Annotated in this window: 18 protein-coding genes and 2 pseudogenes; 13 read left to right on the top strand and 7 right to left on the bottom strand. The window is 64.0% G+C overall.

What is annotated here, in order from left to right:
* Together B5X82_RS23580 and B5X82_RS23575 are read left to right on the top strand one after the other, a co-directional pair.
* On the top strand, positions 1–300 hold a 300-nt coding region (locus tag B5X82_RS23580), incomplete at its 5' end, for a toprim domain-containing protein (RefSeq protein WP_079650776.1).
* A complete protein-coding gene (locus B5X82_RS23575) occupies positions 297–740 on the top strand; it encodes a hypothetical protein (protein ID WP_020819387.1) in 444 nt (147 codons plus the stop codon). The genes B5X82_RS23580 and B5X82_RS23575, both read left to right, overlap by 4 nt.
* A gap of 39 nt (positions 741–779) precedes the next feature.
* Here B5X82_RS23575 and B5X82_RS23570 read toward each other — a convergent pair whose 3' ends face one another.
* From B5X82_RS23570 to B5X82_RS23555, 4 genes are all read right to left on the bottom strand, one after another.
* Positions 780–1,073, bottom strand: coding sequence for a type II toxin-antitoxin system RelE/ParE family toxin (locus tag B5X82_RS23570; protein WP_020819388.1), 294 nt, complete (start codon positions 1,071–1,073; stop codon positions 780–782).
* The gene (locus B5X82_RS23565) at positions 1,070–1,339 is read right to left on the bottom strand and encodes a CopG family ribbon-helix-helix protein (RefSeq protein ID WP_020819389.1); all 270 of its coding nucleotides are present in this window, start codon (positions 1,337–1,339) and stop codon (positions 1,070–1,072) included. Before B5X82_RS23565 ends, B5X82_RS23570 begins: the two co-directional genes overlap by 4 nt.
* Positions 1,340–1,703: 364 nt before the next feature.
* Positions 1,704–5,153, bottom strand: a complete 3,450-nt coding sequence (locus B5X82_RS23560) for an ATP-binding protein (RefSeq protein WP_020819391.1) — start codon at positions 5,151–5,153, stop codon at positions 1,704–1,706.
* 3 nt (positions 5,154–5,156) lie between these two features.
* Entirely contained in the window at positions 5,157–6,410 is a 1,254-nt protein-coding gene (locus B5X82_RS23555) for a metallophosphoesterase family protein (protein WP_020819392.1), read from the bottom strand.
* A 277-nt stretch (positions 6,411–6,687) separates the two neighbouring features.
* On the opposite strand from B5X82_RS23555, the gene B5X82_RS23550 reads away from it, so the two are divergent.
* Positions 6,688–7,062 carry an NAD(P)H-dependent oxidoreductase gene (locus tag B5X82_RS23550; protein ID WP_328588205.1) on the top strand — a complete coding sequence of 125 codons (375 nt, stop codon included), beginning with the start codon at positions 6,688–6,690 and terminating at the stop codon, positions 7,060–7,062.
* A 33-nt stretch (positions 7,063–7,095) separates the two neighbouring features.
* Entirely contained in the window at positions 7,096–7,707 is a 612-nt protein-coding gene (locus B5X82_RS23545) for a PAS domain-containing protein (RefSeq protein ID WP_020819394.1), read from the top strand.
* 204 nt (positions 7,708–7,911) lie between these two features.
* On the opposite strand, the gene B5X82_RS23540 is transcribed toward B5X82_RS23545, so the two are convergent.
* The gene (locus B5X82_RS23540) at positions 7,912–8,778 is read right to left on the bottom strand and encodes an arginase family protein (RefSeq protein ID WP_021222983.1); all 867 of its coding nucleotides are present in this window, start codon (positions 8,776–8,778) and stop codon (positions 7,912–7,914) included.
* 152 nt (positions 8,779–8,930) lie between these two features.
* Here B5X82_RS23540 and B5X82_RS23535 point away from each other — a divergent pair, with 152 nt between their 5' ends.
* Together B5X82_RS23535 and B5X82_RS23530 are read left to right on the top strand one after the other, a co-directional pair.
* Positions 8,931–11,045, top strand: a complete 2,115-nt coding sequence (locus B5X82_RS23535; RefSeq protein ID WP_020819396.1) for a ParB/RepB/Spo0J family partition protein — start codon at positions 8,931–8,933, stop codon at positions 11,043–11,045.
* 81 nt (positions 11,046–11,126) lie between these two features.
* Positions 11,127–11,753: pseudogene (locus B5X82_RS23530) on the top strand (ArdC family protein); the annotation flags it as partial.
* Positions 11,754–11,875: 122 nt separating this feature from the next.
* Here the strand turns inward: B5X82_RS23530 and B5X82_RS23525 are convergent.
* Complete coding sequence (locus tag B5X82_RS23525; protein ID WP_020818720.1) at positions 11,876–12,310, bottom strand: hypothetical protein; 435 nt, start codon at positions 12,308–12,310, stop codon at positions 11,876–11,878.
* Between the two features lie 4 nt (positions 12,311–12,314).
* The gene (locus tag B5X82_RS23520; RefSeq protein WP_021222981.1) at positions 12,315–12,959 is read right to left on the bottom strand and encodes a hypothetical protein; all 645 of its coding nucleotides are present in this window, start codon (positions 12,957–12,959) and stop codon (positions 12,315–12,317) included.
* Positions 12,960–13,058: 99 nt separating this feature from the next.
* Between B5X82_RS23520 and B5X82_RS23515 the strand changes: the two genes are divergently transcribed.
* The 7 genes and pseudogenes from B5X82_RS23515 to B5X82_RS23490 all read left to right on the top strand — a co-directional run bounded on the left by B5X82_RS23515 (position 13,059) and on the right by B5X82_RS23490 (position 21,891).
* On the top strand, positions 13,059–14,276 hold the full coding sequence (locus B5X82_RS23515) for a tyrosine-type recombinase/integrase (RefSeq protein WP_020818722.1): 1,218 nt from the start codon (positions 13,059–13,061) through the stop codon (positions 14,274–14,276).
* Positions 14,273–15,214, top strand: a complete 942-nt coding sequence (locus B5X82_RS23510; protein WP_020818723.1) for a tyrosine-type recombinase/integrase — start codon at positions 14,273–14,275, stop codon at positions 15,212–15,214. Before B5X82_RS23515 ends, B5X82_RS23510 begins: the two co-directional genes overlap by 4 nt.
* Entirely contained in the window at positions 15,211–16,203 is a 993-nt protein-coding gene (locus B5X82_RS23505; protein WP_020818724.1) for a tyrosine-type recombinase/integrase, read from the top strand. Before B5X82_RS23510 ends, B5X82_RS23505 begins: the two co-directional genes overlap by 4 nt.
* Before the next feature lie 109 nt (positions 16,204–16,312).
* Positions 16,313–16,441, top strand: a pseudogene (locus tag B5X82_RS26500) (zincin-like metallopeptidase domain-containing protein); the annotation flags it as partial.
* Positions 16,442–16,598: 157 nt separating this feature from the next.
* Positions 16,599–17,948, top strand: a complete 1,350-nt coding sequence (locus B5X82_RS23500; protein WP_020818725.1) for a tyrosine-type recombinase/integrase — start codon at positions 16,599–16,601, stop codon at positions 17,946–17,948.
* Complete coding sequence (locus B5X82_RS23495; protein ID WP_020818726.1) at positions 17,945–19,732, top strand: hypothetical protein; 1,788 nt, start codon at positions 17,945–17,947, stop codon at positions 19,730–19,732. The genes B5X82_RS23500 and B5X82_RS23495 overlap by 4 nt, the downstream gene beginning before the upstream one ends.
* Positions 19,729–21,891 (top strand): integrase, encoded by a 2,163-nt coding sequence (locus tag B5X82_RS23490; RefSeq protein WP_020818727.1) that lies wholly within the window; start codon positions 19,729–19,731, stop codon positions 21,889–21,891. The genes B5X82_RS23495 and B5X82_RS23490 overlap by 4 nt, the downstream gene beginning before the upstream one ends.
* Positions 21,892–21,958: the final 67 nt, after the last annotated feature.

Genomic DNA, 21,958 nt, shown 5'->3' with positions numbered 1-21,958 from the left:
GGGCGGGCGGCTTCTTGCCTGGCGCTTGCCGAGGGCTTCGAAACCGCGCGGGCCTTCACCCTCATTCAAGGAGCTCCCTGCTGGGCGAGCTTGGGTGCACGGCGTCTCGATCAGATCCTGCTGCCGCAAGGTCTGACATCCTTGATCCTCGCCGTCGACAATGACGCCGAAGGTGAACTGGCGGCGGCACGCGCGGCGTTGCGATATGCTCGGCCCGGTCTTGAGATAACGTGGATGGCGCCGCGCGGCGTCAAAGACTGGGCGGAGGTATTGGAGGCGTCTATGGGATCATTGCGATGAACGAGGCCCGCAGGACGCATATCCGCTCGATCGCCCTGGACCGCGACGTGCGGTTCCTGCTGCATTTCACCCAAGCTGCGAATCTCACTGGGGTCGTGAAGCATGGCTTATGGCCGCGCCGCGATCTGGCAGCAGCCGATCATTTGGCATACGCCAGTGATTACGGCCGATTGGACGGAAACAAAGACGCCGTCTCTGTTTCGATTTTGTGCGTGAGCGAGCCGAGGTTCGCTGGCGGCGAAGAGGAGAGGCGAGACCTCGCACCCCATTTTCCCACCGACCGTGAAGCCGAAGTGCAAGTTTTTCAGCGGATCGAAGCCGACCACATTCCTGGTGCCATCGTCGGTCAACCGGGACTGGCGGAACCCGTGAGAGCTACTCTGAAATGGCTGTCCGGCCGACTGCGGCAGGTTGAATTTCAGGATTTCGGTCTGGTCTGAGGATAGAAGCGACTGCGGCGGTGGTCGATCGCATCCTCGCTACTGCTCCGATTCGAAGTTGCGGTTTTCGCGGCAATGCCAGAGGCGCAGTATGAAGATCGTTCCGGCCGCGATCTCGTAGCGCATCTCGTAGTTGCCGACGATGATCCGGCGGACCTCGCGCGGCTCATAGGCTTCCAGCTTCTCGCCGATCCTCGGATAATCGATCAGCCGATCCGGTGCGTGGGCGAGTTGCTGGACCACGCGCGCCGCCGCTTCGGGGGCGACCGGACCCAGATGCTCGTGCAGTCGCACAAGGTCCGACGACGCCTTGCTGGTCCACTGGATCTTCATTTGACCGGCGAGGGTAGCGGCTTGTCCGTCCCAAGGCTGTCGGCCCATGCCGTGATCGCCTGGTGGTCGATCACCCGTCCGGCATCGACATCCTCCAGGGCTTCGAGCGTCATCCGGTGACGCTCCTCCTCCTGATCGACCCAGGCGGCGAGCGCTTGCTTCACCACCCAGCCGCGCGAGCGTTCGAGTCGCGAGGCCATTGCTTCAACCTTTTCCGCGAGCCCCAGAGGGACATGCGCGGTCAATACCTTCGTCTCGGTCGCCATGTTTATCACCTGTTATCAGTCCGATTAAAATATAATCATACTGACGAGAAAACGCAAGTTGGGGAGCCGTGGAGTCGAGAACCGGGCGAAGGCGCTGGAGGCCGCGCTCCGCTATTTGCCGTCCTTCAAGGCGTCCTTGACCCGCTGCCGCATTTCCGCAGCCTCCGCCACGTCATGCGGCCTTAGATCGAAGCCGTCGGGCAATTGCCAGCGGCACCGATATTCGCTGGCGCGCATCGAATGGGACGAGGACAGGTGCCGCTGCAGGTTGCGTACACAAAGCGCCGAAAGAGTGTCGGAGCAGCGCGTTCCGGATTCGAACAGCCAGTCCAGGGCGGCTTGATCTGAAGGTCGCTCGGCTGTCTCAGGCCAGGGAGCATTCCGAGTGAAGGTCTTCGCCGACGACAGATCGGGCGATCGCCGCCAGATGGGGGTGATGGGTGAAGAACAGCACCTGCGTCGATCGCGCGAGTTCCGCCAGCACCCTGAAACCGGCCTCGGAACGCTCATCGTCGAAATTGACGAACAAGTCGTCCGCGAGGAAGGGCAGGCGAACACCGGCCGCGATGGATTGCTCGACAGCTGCGAGGCGAAGCGCGAGAAAGAGCTGGTCCGTGGTTCCCTCGCTCATCGCCCCGACGTCCACCACGGTCCTGCCATCGTCGCGCAACCCCAGGAGCCGTGAATTGGGTCCGTCGCTGTCGATCCGCAGCGCCGCATACCGCCCGATCGTCAGCCGGCGGAAGATCTCGCTTGCGCGCAGCAGCATGGGATCCTGATGGCGCTCGCGATATTGTTCAATCGCCCAGCGTAGCGTGACGGCCTCGGTTCGCTTCAGGATAAAATCTTCGGCAAGAACAGCGAGCTCGGCCCGGGCCTGCTCGGCATCCGAGGCCGCGTCGGCGGACGAGCCGCTTTGCGCCTCCAGACCGGCAAAGACTCTCCTGGCATCGCCGTGGGCGCTTGCGGCAGTGGCAACCTCATCGTTGAGCTGGGTCAGCTGCCCCGAGAGCGACTGGATTCGGACAGCCAGACCGTCAGCATCGACGTCTTCCAGGGACGCGACAAGCTCATCCAGTCCCTTGCCGTCGCCCGCCGCGACGATCGCGGCTTCCGCTTCGCTGACCGCGTGGCGCAGGGCGCGCGCTGCTCGCGAACGCTCGATGGCCGCACCCAGGCCCTGCAGGTCGGTAGCGCCCGTCTCCTCCAGAAGCGCGGTCAGCGAAGCCCAGGCCGCAGCATGCCGTGCGTCTTCGGCCGCCATCTCAGCGCTTCGGCCGGCAATGCTTTCCTCGAGTGCCTCCAGGACGCTTGCGGTCGAGCGCGCCGCCGAGAGCCGGGCCCGCATCCCTTCGAGTAGCGTCACTCCGCCGCCCGAGGCGGCAATCCCCAGCCTTTCGGTTAGGGCCGCAACGCTTTCGTCATGTTCACGCGCGTCTCTCGCTATGCCGTCGATGCGTGTCTGCAGGTCTCGCTGCGCGGCAATCGCGGCTCTGAGCTCGTCCAGGACGTCGAGAGTTGCCGGAGCGCTGGCTATGTCGAGATCGATGTCCGCTTCGACCAGCAGCGCGCGCCAGGCCTCCATCCGCGTCGCCATACTCTCATCGACACGCGTGCGGCGGCGCTGCAGACCTTCCGCATCCTGCCCGATTTGTACGAGTGCGGCCTCGTCGAGTCTGTGCTGCTCGGCGGCCGCCTCGCCGGCTTGCCGAATCCGTGTGGCGAAGGCGAGCAGCGGCAGGAGGTCTTCTCCCTTGGGCACCGACTCGTCTGCGAGGGCGGCGACCAGGCTGGCACGCAATTCATTGCGCCGCGCAACGATCGCCCTGGCATCGTCGTGGGCATCGATTGCCTCCTGATGTGCTGCTTCAGCCGTTTCCCGCTCGGACACCCAACCGAGGAACCGATTGGGCTCCAACGCCGGAAAGCCCGCCTCCGCCAACTTTCGTGCCCAGCCCGTCAGCGCGCTTTCGCGACGATCGCTTGCCGCCTGCGCGCGCGTGTCCGCCTGGTCAGCGGCCAGAAGGAGCCTGGTCCGGCGTTGACCCATGACCGTCAGACGGCTCGACTCGTCGGCGGCGGCGTAGCGGGCATCTCCGCGTTCATCTGCTCGAGCGACTGCCGTCTCATAAGCATCGACAGCTTCATCAGGGGAGGGGAGGGCCATGCCTTGCCGCATGTGCGCGCGCAGCGGTCGCCAGAACGCGTCGCGCTCGCTTCGAACCGCGGTGATCTCCTCGTCAGCCACCGCAGCGCCCGACGAGAGCTGCTCCATTTCGAGCGAGAGCGCCTCGGCCTCTTCGCGGGCGCGCGAAGCGGCGTCTGTTGCCCGCTGCAGATCGGTCTCGGCCTCGGCAAGGACGGATCGCACGTCTTCGATTTCGTGCCGTGCCAGTCTGGGAAGCGCGGCCAGGGCCGATGCGTCCCCGCTCCAGGGCGTGAGCCGAGCGAGCGCCACGTCCAGGCTGGCCGCGGCCCGGTCGGCTTTGCGCTGCGCCAGTTCGCAGCGCGCGTCCGCATCGGCCCCGAGGGTCCTGGCAAGGTCGATCGCCGTTACGATCGCGGTCAGATTTCCTGTTTGGGGGCGATCCGCAATCTTCCGCTCGATCGCGACACGCCTTTCAGCCAGGTCCTGCTCACTCTCGTCGATCTGCCGGAGCGCCGCGAGATCCTCGGCATGACCGAGCGCGATTTCGCGCAGTCTGGAACTTACGATCCGGGTGGGGGGATCGGAGGCGAGCGCGCCGGCTTCGGCGCGGAGCCGGGCGACAAGACCTCCCGATGCGGATCGCTCCTCGCTCAGACGCGCTAAGTCCTGTTGACCCTTTGTCACCGCGCCCGACGAAGCGATCAGCGCGTCGATTTCGGCGTCGTGGGCGAGGACCGACGGATCAGGAGAAAGCGCCTCGATCTGTGCCCGGGCTTCGTTCACCAGATTCTGCGCGGCGGCCCTTGCACGCGAAGCGGCCTCCATCTCGGCCATTGCCGCTTCGGCGGCGTGCTCGCGCTGCGGCCCGATATCAATCGTATCCATGTGGGCGGCAAGCGCCGCGAGATGGTCGCTGCGAAGACGGACGGCAGGCGCAATCCGGCGGATGCGCTCGAGGCGGCTGACCTCGGCAAGAACTTCGTCGCGCCGCCGCTGAACCTCTTCGAGCATCTGCTGGGCGTCCGCGACCGCGCCTTTGGCATCGAGCCAAGCCTTCGGCTTGAGGGCCTGGTCCCGGACTGCTCGGGTCTGCGCTTCGAAATCGCGTTGGGCCTGCGTGAAGCTCCGCCTCGCCGCGGCGCGTTGTCCCCAGATCGCATCGGCTTCGCTCTCGAGGCGAGCCAATTCGTCCGCAACACCCGTGAGCCCGGAGCCTGCGGCAAAGAGGGCTCGGCCCAGGTCGTTGCGGGCCTCGACCATGGCCCGCCCGCCCGCTCGCAGGCCATCCTGGTCGAGGCTGAAGGAGAGTGCGAATGTCTCGCGCGTCTGCCCCCGCAGCATGGCGAGCAGCATAGCTTCGTCGAGGAGACGATCCTCGGCATCGATCAGTGTCCCGGCCGTCCCCTTCTTGCGGCGACAAGCGAAGCTGTGCCCCTCGTCCTCGAGCACGGCCCCAACGCGCAGCAGGGCGTAGTCGTAGACGAAGTTGTAGGGAGACCGTGCCGGGAAACCGAACAACAGATCGGAGACCGCCGCAAGCGAGGTCGATTTTCCCGCTTCGTTGGCGCCGTACACCACGTGAAGATCGGGCTCGCCTTGGCGAAAGGAAAGCTCGCAATCCTCGAAACGACCATAACGCTCGAGTGACAGGGTGGCGAACCGCATCGCTCAGTCCCCCTTCGTCAAACGCGAGCGGAGCGCCTGGGCGGCGGTTCCGATGACCGCGTCCCACTTGCCGTCGCCGGCATAGCGGCGAAGGTCCGCTTCGTCGGCATCGGGGAGCAGGCTCTGCGCCGCGAGCAGGAAGGGCGCAAGGTCCGCGGCCAGCAGTTCGTGCAGTTGAGGATCGGTGGCGGCCCGATCGATCAAGGCAGCGAGATCGTCGCCGACAATCACCTCACCGGCGGCGGCGGGCTTCGTCACGAGCAGCTTCACTTTCTCGATGAAGAGATTGGGCGAGATCGAAGCGGCCACGGCGCGCGCGACGTCGCGCAGGTCCGCGGCGCTGTCGATGAGCGCGCCGGCGCTGTCGGTCTCGCCCGTCAGCACAAGCCGCGTAACGAGCGGCAATCCATCGCCGCCGTGCTGCCACGCTTCAAGAAGCGCCGAGCGCATGCGTTCCGCAATGCTATCGGCCGGCACGTCGGTACAGTCGATATCGACCGCGAGCCAGCGGATCACATCCAGATCCAATCGATCGATGGAGGAAACCTGACCATCCTCCACGGTGACGATCACCGCGCCCTTGGGGCCCGTCTCGCGGATCGTGCGACCCTGGATGTTGCCCGGGAAGACGACATGAGGCGCCTCGCACACGATCTCGTGTTGATGGACATGGCCGAGCGCCCAGTAGTCGTATTGCTTGGCTTTGAGATCATCCAGGCTGCAGGGCGCGTAATCGGCGTGGCCCTTCCGGCCTGCCAGCGCGGTGTGCAGCATCCCGATATTGAAGTGATGCTCCGCAGCGGCGGGATAGGACGGAACGAGATTGTCGGTGACAGCCGGTGTCGAGAAGCTCTGTCCGTGGACCGCGACCTGGAGCTCGGCAAGCAGATGGGTTTCCGGTCGGCGCGCGCTGAACAGGCGGACATTGGGCGGCCAGGGAATGCTGCGGGTGATGACGGAGGCGGCATCATGGTTGCCGGCGAGAAGGAACACCGGGATTTCGGCCCGATCCAGGCGGCCCATGGCGCGGGCGAAATAGAGGCCGGTGCTCATGTCCTTCCACTCACCGTCGAAGAGGTCGCCAGCGATCACGACGAAATCGACATCTTCGTCGATGGCGCGTTGTACCAGATTGTCGAAAGCCGCGCGGGTGGCTCCTCTTATGTCGTCCTCGGGCAGACCTTCATATCTCGACAGGCCATGGAGCGGGCTGTCGAGATGAATGTCGGCGGCATGCAGGAAACGAAAATCGCTCAAAACTCTTCCCCCCTCGAAAGCGGCGATATTCTCTGGGTCACCGCGATCCTCCGTTTGTGTAGTGCCCCATGGGAGAACACCCCCAACATGGCCGCAGAGCTATTGGCCATGCGTTCCGCACAGTCGCATGTATTGTAATCAGGGTTCCTCCGCCAGTTTCCCGACTCTTGCGAGGAAGAAACGCTCCCCCTCATAGCTCAAGTGATTTCATCTCGGCTGGCCGGTGCCTGTCGCCACCGACACTCCGGGATAATCCCAATTGCACGACGATGCGTGGATGGCGGATTCAGGAGATGTCATGACCCGCATCACGATTATCGATGGGCATCCCGACCCAAACGGGACCCGGTACGTTCATGCGCTTGCGGATGCCTATGCGGCGGGCGGCGAGGCGGCAGGCCATGAAGTGCGCCGGATCGAGATTGCAGAACTTGATTTCCCTATCTTGCGATCGGCCGGGGAGTGGCGGGACAATGCGCCCGCCGCCGCCATTCACAAGGCCCAGACAGACATTCGCTGGGCGAATCATGTGGTCATCCTTTACCCACTATGGCTCGGAGACGTTCCTGTGCTCAGAGGTCATTCAGTGTATTTATTGCGTTGCAGATGCCAGCGAGTCGGGGAAACTTCTCGGGACCGGAGAAGTTCATAGATCCGAGGCACAATTGAAACCTTAGGGGGTAATGTGCAACGCTTCATCCTGCACGAAAACTTGAAGAAATTCAGGGCCTGCCTGGGCGCAGACGTTGCCGACACCGAGCGCAGCTATCTGCTGCAGCAGATCCGTTCAATTCAACGCGAGCTTGCATTGCTCAACGCCGCCGCACTTGGCGTGCAGAGATATCCTATTGAATTTGGCGCGCTATCATCATGTGATCGGAGCCTTTTTCAACGCCTGACGGAGACCTCTACCCAGCCTACGATGATCATCGATCCGAGGGCTGGTATGCGAATCCTCGACGTCAACGATGCGCATACTGCCATCACCTATACCGAGCGCAGCAGAGTGGCCGGAGAAAGGCTCTTTGACGTCTTTCCGGATAATCCGGATCTTGAGGATGCAACCGGCGTCGCAGGCTTGTTTGATTCCATCCGCATCGCGGCACAGGGACGGCGCCAGCATGCCATGAAAGCACAGCGCTATGACCTGCGGGGTTCCGATGGCCGGTTTCTCGAGCGCTATTGGCAGACGGTGTCCGTTCCGATCCTGAATGACGAAGCGCAGCTGGTGTGCATTCTGCATCAAGCACGAGATGTCACCGAAACAGTCGGCACTGCGGGTTTCGTTGGTCATTGACACCCTCTAATGACGTCTCATCGGCGGTCAGCGCCGCTCTCACAGGAGAAGTCCGTCACATTCAGATTGTGAAGCATCGCGTAGCGGTGACGACGTTTACCTCGAGATCGGGGGGAGGGCGTGTCCAAAGCGGCGAGGATAGCTTCGCGAGTGGTGCGCCATTGGTATTCCGAAACTCGGGGCGGTTTCAGCCCACAGTGAGTTTCATGATTTCATGATGGGTAACTCGGCAAGGCTGTTTCTCAGGCGCAGCATGTCCCATGGCAGATGTTCGGCGATGGCAAGGCCAACCATATCCACTGCCGCGCCGATCTCTTTCAACAGGCGCACCACCTGGTCCAGCTGCATACGGCCTTGCTCTATTCCATCGAAGGCCCCCTCCGGCATGCCCGGCCTGTTGAACAGCAGCGGAGAAAAATGAGCCGGATCGAGGACATCGAGGTCGAAATGTACCGCAAGATGCGTGATTCCCTCGGTCTCGATCCAGTCGAGGATCGGCCGGCTGCTGTCAGCAAGGACGGCTGGCGGGATATGCCGGATGCCCAGTTCCTTCAGGATCAGGTCTTCATCCGCGTTCCATCCCTGCATGCCGGCGATCATCACACGCCGGGCGTCCAGCTTGCGGGGCACTTCTGCCGTGAAAGCCTCGTCGCCCCGGCCAAGCAGCAGGGCAAGCACATGGGCATGGGCGTGCGAAAACTCGGCAGCGCTCATCACGTCGGGATGGGCATCGAGCCAGAGAACGCCCAGCTTTTCACCATATCTGCGGCTTAGATACGCCATCGGCGCAAGATCGACCAGGCAGTCGCCGCCAAGCGTCACGATCCGATCGGGCGCATGCCGCTCGATGGCTTCGCGCGCCGCTCTTGCTTGAGACAAGAGGGCGGCGCACCACTTGATGCCACGGCTAACCGGCGGGGAGCTTCCGTCCGGTTCCGGAACCGCCACGGTTTCCTCGGGGCCGTCATGCGGCGGGGCAAGCCAGCGCAACAATTCGGAACCAAAGCTATAGGCGGGTTCATCGCCACCCTGCCATTGCGGCATGTTCAAACGGAGCGTCGTGGAGGTCACCGCAGATCATATTCTTTCGAGGCCGGAAGAGAAGACAATGTAGGTTGTCCGGCGGAAAAAAGCCACGCCCACGGGGCGCCCCGGGGTTCGAGAGGGAAGGGGGAGTGATGCTGGTGTCCGGGCTGATCCGGATGCCAGAAGGAGTTCCTCCGATGACCACGACCGTTAAGCTCTCGAAGCTTACGCTTTCTCCCATCAATGTCCGCAGGCGGCCCGACGACCTGCTGGAAATACCGCAGATGGCCGCCGATCTCGAAGCTCGCGGCGTACTCCAGAACCTGCTCGTCACGCCTGTGAAAAAGCCGCGCGGCACTTTCGAGGTCTTCGATGGCGGTCGCCGCCTGCGCGGTCTGCTCATGCTCGCCGAGCGCGGCACCATCGACCCTGAAACCTACGATGTTCCCGTCAAGGTTCTCGTCGGCGACGAGGCGACCCTGTCCGAGACCTCGACCGCGGCCAACTTCCATCAGCTCAAGATGACGCCTGCCGAGGAATGCCGCGCGTTCCAGTATTTCATCGGTCTCAATAATGATATCGACGGTGTCGCCAAGCGCTTCGGCCTCACCCGTCGGTTCGTCGAGGGCCGCCTGCGGCTCGCGACCCTGGCCGAGCCCATCTTCGAGGCGCTGAGCGAAGGCACCATCACGCTGGACGTCGCCAAGGCCTATGCCTCGACCGAAAACCAGGAGAAGCAGCTTCTCGTCTGGAACAGCTACGGCACCAGCTATGCCAATGCCGACACTATCCGCCGCGTCATCGCCAACGAAACGATGAAGTCGACCGATCCGGTCGCGATCCTGGTCGGCGAGGACCGCTATGCCGAGGCTGGCGGCAAGATCGACCGCGACCTTTTCAGCGACAGCGGCGACAAGTGGGTGAACCCCGAGATCGCGCAGCGGCTCGCCGCGGACATCATGGAAGCGGAAGCCAAGCGGATCGGCGAGGAACTCGGTCTCGCCTGGATCCGGCCGATTGCGTCGAACTACACGCATAGCGCGGCGACCGGCCTCTACCGGGTGATCCTGCCGCAGCCTGATTTCACCGAGGCGCAGCTGGCCCGCCTCGATGCGATTGCACAGCGGCAGGAAGCCATCGCCGAGGAGATGGATGACGAGACCATCGATGAGGATGCCTACAAGGCGCTCGACCAGGAATATGATGCCCTGTCCGAGGAAGAACACGCGCTCCACAACATCCCGCCGGTGCTGCCTGACGAGATCAAGCCGCTCGTCGGCGCGTTTCTCAAGCTGACGCCCAGAGGCGAGATGGTCCTCGACACCGAATATTATAGCGAGGAACCGGTCAGCATCGGCGGCGCTGATGAAAACGGCGAGGACGACCACGGCGATGGTGCCGGCGGTGGCGGTTCGACCGGCCCGGGCGGCAGCTACACGCCGCCTGCTCCGCCGCCCGAAGCGATCGCCCCGGGCGGCAAGCCGCTCAGCGCCCGGCTCTACGATGAGCTGGCGATGCAGCGGCGCGACGTGCTCGCAGCGACCCTGCTCAGCCATCCGGCCCTGGCGCTCGACTATGCGCTCTTCGTCATGATTGACGATCGCGCCAGCACGTTCAGCGCCTATGGCTCGACCATTCGCGCTCGCTCGCCGCAGGATCCGGTGAGTGGCGACCAGCCGACGACCCGCGCGCGGGGCTATCTCGCCGAAGCCCATGACGGGCTCGATGCGAGTTGGCTGGAGCACAAGTCCGAGGTCGACCGGTTCGAGGCGTTCCGGGCGCTCGACGACGACAGCAAGGCGGCCTGGCTCGCCTACATCGTGGCGATGTCGCTCGAAGCGAAGGCGAGCTACCGCGCCGAGCAGTGTCCGCTCCACAACCGGTTGGCGACGATCATGGATGTCGATGTCGCAAGCTGGTGGCGGCCGACATCCGAGAACTTCTTCGACCGCATCAGCAAGGGCTCGATCCTGACGCTGCTCGCCGATGTCGGCGGCGCGGCGCTGACCGCGCGCCACGCGACGATGAAGAAGTCGGAGATCTCGGAATCGTGCGCGAAGCTCTTCGCGGGCGAAGCGATCGTCGAGCCCGAGGTCCGGGACGCGGCGCTTGCCTGGGTGCCCGACGCCATGCGCTTCCTCGACAAGACCGAGGCGGACGATCTCGAACCCGCCGAAGGCGATCCTGAAGAGCAGGCGATCGTCGAGCCCGAGGATGCCGAAGAGGTTGGCGTGGCTGGCGTCGACGAGACAGTGTCCGGTGCCTGCGAAATCGAAGCGGAATCGCCCGATCAGGACGCTCTCGCGGCCTGACGCCGCTTTCTCCTGGATGCCTTGCCGCCGGCGCGTGGTCCCGTGCCGGCGGCCTTTTCCCCTTCCGCACGGAGAAGCGCCATGTCCCTTGCGAAACGCACGAGCCGCGATGTCGCCGCCGAAATCACCGACCTCATCATCCGCAAGCTCGAGGAGGGTGTTCCGCCCTGGTCGAGGCCCTGGCGGCTGAACGGGGCGGGCGGACGCCCGCTGCGTCATTGCGGCACGCCGTATCAGGGCATCAATACGCTTTATCTCTGGGCGCTCGGCGATGCCCAGGGTTATCGTTCGCGTTACTGGATGACCTGGCGCCAGGCGGAAACGCTAGGCGGGCACGTCCGCAAGGGTCAAACCGGCGCGCTTTCGGTTTATTATTCCTCGTTCAAGAAGCGTGAGGAGCACCCCGAAACCGGCAAGCAAGTGGAGCGGAGCATCCGGTTCCTGCGCCATTACATCGTGTTCAACGCCGATCAGATCGACGGTCTTCCAGCCTATTTCTACCCCTCTGACGAACCGGAGCAGCCTCTGATCCCGTCCGAGCGGCAGGCGGCGATCGACGCCTTCTTCACGGGAATCCCTGCCGACGTTCGCCATGGCGGAAACCAAGCCTACTTCACACCGACCTTCGATCATATCCAGCTGCCGAACCGAACGGCCTTCCGCAGCATGGATCACTATGCGTCCACGCGTTGCCACGAGACGGTTCATAATGCCGTAACCCGGATTATGCCGCATGGCATCGTAGGATCTCGTGTTTCCGCGATTTGGTGACGTGCCGCTTCGGCATATTCCTGGTGCCTGGGAGGTAATCCGCTGGAATGTGGGAACGTTCAGCGCAACTGACGCGGTTCGCTCACTTCTTCCGCATCCTGCGTGGCTTCGTGCACTTCTTCTCTGATGATCTTCTGCGTGATTTCATCCAGATGCGAGGTCAGGGCTTGGCTCAGTTCCTCGAACTCTGGCCATAGCGTCATCCGAACGAAACTCGCTGGCGCGCGAACAATCACCGTCTGACGATGCATGCGCGCATAGCGAAATGGCTTGATGCCATAGCGGCGGCACAGAGCGATGAAGAGCTGTCGTGACCAGGGGTCAGAAATTGAAAACTTGAACTCCTCGGCACGTTCTTGTTTGCTGGCCGTTGCGAACTGGCGGCGAATGCGTTCCGCAGCGGCACCTGCGGCGGCTTGCTCGCCGGCGGTCGTGGCGCCGGCATAGAGAGCTTCGATCTTGCGCAGCTTCTCGCGGAGACGTTCCTCGGACATTGGATCAATGCACCGTCGGCTTCTCGGTGAGAATGCCTTCAAGCATCTGTCGCCGTGCACGAGTGCAAGCCAGCACAGTCTCGTGGATTTCGGTCTCCATGATTTTGGTCAGTTCGCGCAGGTGCTTGAATGTCGTGTCAAGCTGGGTGCGATCATCCGCATTGGGGTCACGTTCCACGAGTTCGCAGATACCGCCCATCATCGCACGGAGCTCGGCAAGTTGGCCGATCGCGCCATGAGCACGTTCGGGTAGATCGATGATATCATGACCGTTGAACAGACCTTCGATGAAGCCATCCAGTTCCTCAAGACGGATCAGCCCGTAGTGTCCGAGATTTGCAGCAGTTGGGTCCATCGACACACGTGTCAGCCTGAATGGCTGACTACGCTTCTGGTGCCGGGTCAGCCCATTCCAAAGGCCGTCGATCAGAGCACCAATCAATTCGTTGGCTTCGTCCACGCTGTCGAACACGGGCAACTCACCGCCCCATAAATCCTGAATCATCTGCAAGGGCGAGGCCGATAGCTCCGGGGTTGCGATATTGCCCAGAAGCCGGGTGCGCACTTCGTGGAATGGCACCGGGCAGTCGTACTTCTCGATCAACGCCTTTACGGCTGCATCACCCAAAACCTTGGTCTTCTGCTTCATGCCCACTCCGCATATCTGAAACCAACACAACTGATAATCTTGCAGTCAGGGCGACGACAAGGCCCGGATCGCGCTCCAACCCTATGGAGCACGAAAACCATGACGATAATCACCAAAACCTGCATTGAGCCGTACATCGACAGCTTCATGCGCTGCTTTGCCGAGGCGAACTACAAACACGCCACGATCAAAGAATACCGAAATCTGATCCGCAGATTTGGACTGGCAATGGATGAGGCTGGCATTGCACCATCGGCATTGACGCCCGATCTTGCGGAAAAGCTGGGTCGGGCAGCAGAGCCGCAGAGAACAGGAACGATCCGCCTTTACAGCCTGGGGCGCAAATTCGCTGCGCACCTGATCGAGATATGCGTTGCCAAGCCGGTTGCACCGACTCCCGCTGAGGTCGCCCGCGCCGAACTGCTGGCCGACTTCGAAACCTATCTCACCAAACAGCGCGGCCTCAGTCCGCGCAGCATCCACCATACGCTCCGCTTTGCCAACCGCTTCATGGACCACCGCTTTGGTGCGGACATGTTCGACCTGACCAGTTTACGACCCGTTGACGCCGTCGGGTTCGTTCAACACTTGCTGTCGCGGGGGCGGCCATACCGAGACAAGAGTGCAGTGACGCATCTGCGCACGTTCTTCCAGTACCTGTTCGCACGAGGCGTCACCGCGACCAACCTTGCCCTAAGCGTGCCCAAAGCAGCGATGGCTCGCGACAAGCGCCTTCCCCGACATCTGTCGCCCGAAGGCGTCGAAGCCGTGCTTGACTGGGTTCGCCGAAATCCCCGGCACGGCGTTCGCGATTATGCGATGCTCCTGATCATGGCACGGCTTGGGCTTCGCGCGCCGGAAATCACCAGGATCGAACTCGACGATATCGACTGGCGTTCAGGCGAACTGACTGTGCGCGGCAAAGGCAAAGTGCATGACCGTGTGCCCATCACCGCCGAGGTCGGTGAAGCCCTAAGCCGGTATCTGAGGGAGGAGCGCGGACCGACTGACTGCCGGACCCTGTTCGTCACCCAGCGCGCTCCGCATCGACCATTCAAGGATAGCCAGATCGTCAACGCTATCATCAAGGATGCGCTCGATGCGACCGGTCAGAAGCCCGCTACGCCCTATGTGGGATCGCATGTTCTACGCCACAGCCTTGCCACGCAACTCATAAATCGTGGCGCTTCACTCGACGAGGTCGGCGACATGCTGCGCCACCGGTCGCGCGGTTCCACCATGATCTACGCCCGGCTTGAGATCGAAGGCTTGCGATCCATTGCCCAGCCCTGGCCCGTCGCGGGAGGTGCACAATGAGCCTCGCCAGCCAGCTTGACCGCTATCTCGCCGTTCGCCGTAGCCTCGGCTATGATCTCAGGACTTCCGAACGGGTGCTACGCCGCTTTATCCGCTTTGCCGACGATGCGGGTGCGCAGCATATCGACGCTGACCTGTTCCTGCGCTGGGACGCAAGTCAGCCTGCTGCCGGGTCGTCCACCCGGTCCGCTCGGCTCGGTATGGTACGGTTGTTCGCTCTTTGGTTGAGCAGTGTCGACTTGGCGCATGAAGCGCCGCCGCGCGGGTTGTTGCCGGATCGCACAATCCGCAAACGGCCATACATCTACAGCAAAGTCGAAATCGGTGACATTATCGCAGCCGCCAGCGAACTGCCTTCCACCTACGGAATGCGGGGGCTGACGTGTTCGACATTCTTCGGCCTCATCGCGGTAACGGGGCTCAGGATCAGCGAAGCGCTGGCGCTCGACACGAGCGACCTCGATGTTGCAACCGGTGTGCTGAGTGTCAGGCACGGAAAGCTGGGAAAGGAGCGCCTGCTGCCACTCGACCCGACTGTCGTAGACCGGTTGATCACCTACACCACAGAACGTAATCGGCTGCTTGGTCGAGCATCCACCCCCCTCTTTGTCAGATGTAATGGGGACCGGCTCAGCGAATGGTCGGCACGAGCCAGCTTCGCACGAGTAAGTCGAGCGATCGGGTTGCGGGAATACTCACGGTTCAAGCGGCACGGCAAAGGACCACGCATACACGACCTTCGCCACACCTTCGCAGTTCGCACCATGATCGACTGGTATCGTATGGGCAAGGATCCGGCGCGGGAGATGATCAGGCTGACGACCTGGCTTGGCCATGCCAGCCCCGACCATACGTTCTGGTACATTGAGGCGGTGCCCGAACTGCTCGAGCTGGCGATGGCACGCGCCACGCGCATTGGTTGGGAGGCGCAGCGATGACCTCCATGACTTTGCCAGCGCTGATCCAACGCTTCTTCACCGACAGACTGTGCGTCCAGATGGAAGCAAGCCATCATACCATCGCGAGCTATCGCGACACGTTCCGCCTGTTGCTGCGCTATGCCGGTTCGCGCCTTGGCAAACGACCAGTCGCTATCACGGTCGAAGATATCGACGTCGATCTGGTTGCCGACTTTCTGGTCCACACCGAAACAGCACGGGGCAACTGTGCACGTAGCCGTAACACCAGGCTCGCGGCGATCCGTTCGTTCTTCCGCTATGTGGCGATGGCCGATCCAACATGGATGCTGAACTGCCAGCGCATCCTTGCCATGCCTAACAAACGCTATGTTAAGCGCGCGGTCACGTTCCTGACCGCAGACGAAATCGCGGCACTGCTGGCCGTGCCGGATCGCTCGACATGGGCCGGAAAGCGCGATCACGCCTTGTTGCTGCTCGCGCTGCAAACGGGCCTCAGGGCATCAGAGCTGATCAGCTTGCGATACCGGGATGTTGTGCTCGGCACCGGCGCCCACGTCCGATGCGTAGGAAAGGGACGAAAAGAACGGTCCACACCGATCAGGCGGGAAACCGCCAAGATCCTGAAGGTATGGATTGGGGAGCATGGCAACAGCGATCGACCACTGTTCCCGTCGATCCGTGGCGAACGGCTAAGCCGCGATGCGCTCGAACATTTGGTACGCAAGCATTGCCTGGCGGCAGCGCGCACCTGTCCGAGCATCGGCGCAAAGCGGGTCACGCCGCATACCTTGCGCCACAGCACCGCGATGGACTTGCTCCACCATGGTGTCGATCAGGCCGTGATCGCACTGTGGCTGGGTCATGAATCGGTCGAGACCACGCAGGTCTACATCCACGCCGACATGCGCTTAAAGGAAAAGGCACTGGCGCGCGTCGCTGCTCCGGACGTGCCGACAGGTCGGTTCAAACCCGACGATCAGCTCCTCGCGTTCCTCGAAGGGCTCTGATTATGCCGAGGTGCCGCATGGCGGATGGCCGAAAAACAAGTCCTAGCCAACGCCATGCGGCATAATCAGGGTTACGGCATTATGCCCTTTATGCCGATATCGGCATAAGACCCACTGGTCGGGCCATTCCAGCCGACTCGCACGGACCTTCGGCAAGCGCTTCGGCGACAAGGCCTATGCGTTCGAAGAACTGGTCGCCTTATCTGGACAGTCTGCGCCGCTCGCAACTTTGCAGTAAGGTCGGCGATGGACGCCCACGGTAGGCAGTAATCAGGCTGGCCGTAGCGCTGACCCAAGAGCTGGCGGAGGCCAGCCTGATTGCTGCCAGGCCATAGTGCGCAACGGTGTGAAGGTCAGCTTCCGGGTGGGGGGTCCGGGGGGAGGGCTTCGCGCCGGTGTCGATCATTACTGTTTGCGAGCGCCGCGAGGCCAGGGGCCTCGATGCGCATGTGCCGCTGATCCTGCGCGGCGACGCGCTCTATGATCCCGATCTGGATCGCTTCTTTCTCGACCTGCCGTTGTCGGGCGTCCGCTCGCGCCATTCGCTGCGCGCCTATGCCTATGATGTCGTAGTCTGGCTTCGCTTTCTCGATGCCTGCGGCAAGACCGTGTGGGCTGCGACCCGCGACGATGTCGACGCCTATCATCGTGAGCGACGCCGCGACGAGGCCGATCACCGGATAACGGCCGCAAGCTGGAACCGTGCCGTCGCCAGTCTCGATCGCCTTTACCGATGGGGTGAGCAGCACGGGCTGATCACTGACGCGCCGTTCAGCCGCCGCGCCGTGTGGCGACCGGCGCATGGTGGCCGTCGCGGCATGATCGCGGCGCGCAATGACGCTTATGAACGTGTTGCCAGGCGATCGGATGTGCGGTTCGTCACGATGGACGACTACCGCATTTTCCGCGAGGTCGGCCTGCGCGGCCTTACCCCTGACGGCACCGAGCGCCCCGGCGCGCGCGACCGGAACGGGCTGCGCAACGCGCTGTTCGCCGATCTTCTCGTCACCACCGGCCTGCGCCTCGAAGAGGCGTCGGGTCTACTCGCCGCCGAGCTCGCGGCGATCGACCGCGAGGACAGCGATGCACAACAACTTTGGCTGCCTCTCCCGCCACCGCTGACCAAGGGCGACCGGGGACGCAGCGTCCTGCTCCCGCGTCGGCTGCTTCGTCAGATTGCCGCCTACGTCGCCGTCGAGCGCGCCGCGGGCGTCGCCAAGTTCGCCGCGCGAGACGGCGCGACCAAGCTCGAACGACCGATCCCTGTCACCCGCGCCGGTCTCGACCGCATGCGCGATATCTGCACCCCGGAGGAACGATGCCGCCTGATCCTCTGCGACGAGGATGGACCGCCCCGCGAGCCGGCGGCGCTGTGGCTGACCGAGGTCGGGCAGCCTGTTCGGCCCAACTCGTGGGAGGTGATCTTCACCCGTGCTGGCAACCGGTGCGCGGAGAACGGCTTCCCGCTGTCGATCAACCCGCACCAGCTTCGCCACACGTTCGCAGTCCATATGCTTGCCTTGCTGATCCAGCAGCGACTGCGCGAAGCGGCATTGCCGGCGGGGCCGATGGAGAGCTACCGGCTGATCCTCGGGGACCCGCTGCAACAGGTGCAACGCCTGCTCGGCCACGCGAGCCTCACCACCACCTATATCTACCTCGACCATATTGCGACCCGCGCCGATACGGTGGATGCGGCGGTCGAGGAGCTGCTTGCGCTGCTGCCGGGACCGCAGGGCGCATGAGCGGTCGTCCCCGCAAGGGCCGGCCCGTCGCCTTCGTGCCGATCACGCCGGAGCCCGTGCAGCCTGATCCCGTGCTCGGCCTCAAGTTCACCATCGAGGCGCGGCATGGCGGGACGGTCCTGATCGATATGGCCGCACTCGATCCTCGTCCGCTCGCCATCGCCTTTGCTGGCGCATTGCGACGGTCGGCCGCGCTCGGAGGACCGATCGGTGCGGCGAGCGTCATCAAGCAGTATGTAAATGCCTACCGCCTGTTCTTCGCCTGGCTTGGCGACGAAGCGCTGAACGTGGCTGGCGTCGGCGACCTGCGCGCAGCCCATATCGATGGGTTCGCCTCCGCGCTCGACCGCCGCGGGATGGGCGCGATCCACCGGCACATAACGGTCGGCAAGATCGTCAACACATTGCGCGCGATCGAGGCAGACCGGCCCGATCGGATCGCGCCTGACCTGCATGAGCGGCTGCGCTACACACTGGCCACGTCGGCGGGCCGCTCGACCCCGCGCGATGCTTATAGCCCCTTCGTTGCCCGCGCGTTGCGCGACGCCGCGAGGACCGACGTCGAAGCGATGTTCCGCCGTCTCGGTGCCGACGACCGCACCGATGAGGGCGACCCGGTCATCGCCAGCGTGCGCGCCGAGGTCGAAGCGATCATCGCGCGGCAGGGCTTTATCGTCGCAGACCAGCCCGCGCTGAAGAGCCTCTATTTCATGCGCATGCGACGCGGATTGCCGATCAGCACGCTCATCGACGATCTGCATGGCCGCCATCACCTGCTTGCGCGCGATCTGCCGGCGCTGCTCGTGCTGCTCACGCTCGATACCGGGCTCGAGCCCGAGTGCCTGAAGGCGCTGACCGTGGATTGTCTCACCAACCCCCATGCCGGCACGGTGGAACTGCGCTATCTCAAGCGCCGCGCCCGCGGCGCCGAGCACAAGAGCATGCGCGTCCGCGACGGCGGTGGTGGCACGCCTGGCGGCCTCATCCGTCGCCTGATCGACGTCACCGCGCCAGCCCGCGAGCATCTGACCGATGATCGTCTTTGGGTTTATCACAACGTTGGCGGCCTGCGGGCGGGTATCGCTCATCCGAAGGAGCGGATCGCTGCCTGGATAGCACAGCATGCTATTGTCGATGACGACGGCAAGCCGCTCCACCTGCTGCTCTCCCGGCTCCGCAAGACCCACAAGGCGCTGTGGTACACGAAGACTGAGGGGCACATGGCCCGCTTCGCAGTCGGTCATTCGCGCGAGGTTGCGGGGCGCCACTATGCCGATCTGCCGTCGCTTCGGTCCCTGCACGAGAAGACCCTCGCTGACGCCTTTCGCGAAGCGGTCGCCACCGCGACGCCGACCGTGCTGCCGCCCACCGCCGAGAAGGCGTTGCGCCAATCGCCCGATCAGGCCGCGCCGCTGATGCCGCCCGATACCGTCGGTCCGTTGCTCGACGGCGAACAGGATGTCTGGCTCGCCGCCTGCGCGGGCTTCCATAGCAGTCCCTTCGCCGATGCCGGATCACCCTGCGCGCAGCCCTTCTGGGGTTGCCTCGATTGTCCCAACGCCGTCATCACCGCGCGCAAGCTCCCCGCGATCCTCGCTTTCCTCGCATTCGTCGAAGAGCAGAGGCTGAGCCTGCCCGCGAACGATTGGGCGGCCAAGTTCGGCCGCGTCCATGCCCGCATCACCGCCCAGGTCCTGCCGGCATTCTCCGATGCCGTCATCGCCGATGCGCGCCGGCAGATGGAAGGCGAACGGCTTTATCTGCCGCCGGAGGCACGCACATGACCATGCCAGCCCATGTCCAGGCGCCCGCCTTCGACGATCGCGCCGTGCTGGCGAGCGCGCCGCTCAAGGCCGGTCACGCCCGCGAAGATCTGTCGCGCGTCGGCGACGCGAGCTGGGATCTCGGTCCCGCCGTATTCCGCGAGAACGCCCGGCGCTGCCACGTCACCGTGCATTTCGACGTGCTCGAACATGCCGATGTCCAGGCGGCGATGCGCGCCTATCTCTACGCCCGCCTCAACGCCGATCTCCCCGGCTATCGGACGAAGTTACCGCCCGCCTGCATCCGCCAGGCATTCAACCGTGCCCGCCGGTTCTTCGCCTTCGCCCGTGAGCGGCTCGGACGGCTCGACGTTTCCCGTATCGATCAGCCATTGGTCGATGCCTATGCCCGTCATCTCCGTGACGATCCTGCCCGACGACCCGTCATCGTCGGTCACCTCCTCGAAGTGGTCTCCGATCTCTATTACTATCGTGACCACCTCGCTGACGGAGGCCTTGTATTCGAGCCCTGGGCCGGACAGGCGCCCGCCCGCGTTGCGGGCTACCGCCATGTCCGGGAGAACCGCACCCCACGGTTCCCGGAAGAGGTCATCGCCGCGCTGCTCGCCTGGTCGTTGCGCTACGTCACCGTCTTCGCTGACGATATTCTCGCCGCCCGCCGCGAGCTTGATCGGCTCGAAGCGCGCCGGGATCGCCTTGTCACCGCCGACGCCGGCCTCTCGGACCCTGATCGCCGGCAACGTCGCCGCACCCGCCTGAAGGCCTATTTCGATCGCCGACGCCGCGAGGGGCGCGGCGCACCGATCTGGGCCACCGCTCATAACGGCAAGCTGCGCGTCGACCCCAACACCGGCAGCGTGACCCCACCGATCAACGCCCATCTCTTACATCTCCATGTCGGGATCGACGTGCAGGCGGAACCGCACGCACATCTCATGCTGACCGGCGGCGAAGCGAGGCTGATCGATGCAGTGGCGGCCGAGCTGGGGGTGGAGGTCGGCGGCATGGACACGCCGATCTCGATCGATCCCGATAGCGGTCGGCCATGGCGCGAGCGCTTCGACGCGAAGACTCTCGCACACGAGGAACGGATGCTCCAGGCCGCCGCTTATATCGTGTGCGCCTATCTGACCGGCATGCGCGACTGCGAGGTGCAGGCGATGCGGCGCGGGTGTGTCTCTATCGCGCGCAGCGAGGACGGCCTGATCGAACGGCATCGCATCCGATCGACCATCTACAAGCGCCGGGCGGCGGTGGACGAAGTGGCGAGCTGGGTGACGATCGAGCCGGTCGCCGATGCGATCACGGTGCTCGAACGCCTGTCGGCAGGACCGGCGCGCGCCAGCGGCAGCGATACGCTCTGGCCGGTACTGCGCGCGAGCGCCGTCTCCAAGACGCATCTGTCGAGCGAGGTGGTCCGCCAGCTCAACGCCTTCCGCGACCACCTCAACACCGCCTTCGGCAACCCCGATATGCCGGTCATCCCGCGCGGTCCCGACGGCAAGCCGTGGCGCATCACGACACGGCAGTTCCGGCGCACGATCGCGTGGCACATCGCCAACCGCCCGTTCGGCACCATCGCCGGCATGATCCAGTACAAGCACGCCTCGGTCGCCGCTTTCGAGGGCTATGCCGGGACCAGCGCATCGGGGTTTCGCGCCGAGGTCGAAGCGCAGCGCCGGCTCGGTCAGATTGACGATCTGCTGGACTATTTCGACCGCCGTCAGGGCGGCGCATCGCTCGGCGGCCCAGCGGGACCGCGCATCGCGCGGACGCTCGACGATGCCGCCGTCAGACAAGGGCCTTTGCCCGCCATGATCGCCGATCGCGCCCGCCTGCGCGTCATGCTCGCCAGCGTCGCGCGCACCTTCCATGTCGGCCCGCTCGCGGATTGCTTCTTTGATCCCGCGACCGCGCTCTGCCTCAAGCGCGTGACGACCCCTGATCCCGCGCAGCCGCTCACCGCCCTGTGCGAGCCGACCCGCTGTCCCAACGCCTGCATCACCGCCCGCCACAGGCCGGCCTGGGAACGCGCGGCGGCCGATGCCAGGGCGCATCTACGCGAACGGCGCATCTCCGATCTTCAGCGTCAGGCTCTCCAGCGCGAGCTTGATCGCCTGACCGCGGTGATTGCCGGGATCGATCCTCCCACGCCGTAGACCACCCCGGCTGTTGGCGGAGTCCTGCGCCGGTCGGCGCGCCCGCGCAACGGCTTCGCCGTCCTTC

This window comes from Rhizorhabdus histidinilytica (genome assembly GCF_900167915.1).
GTDB lineage: Bacteria > Pseudomonadota > Alphaproteobacteria > Sphingomonadales > Sphingomonadaceae > Rhizorhabdus > Rhizorhabdus histidinilytica.
Note: the sequence above shows the minus strand (reverse complement) of the source record. Positions and strands in the feature narration are given on the sequence as shown.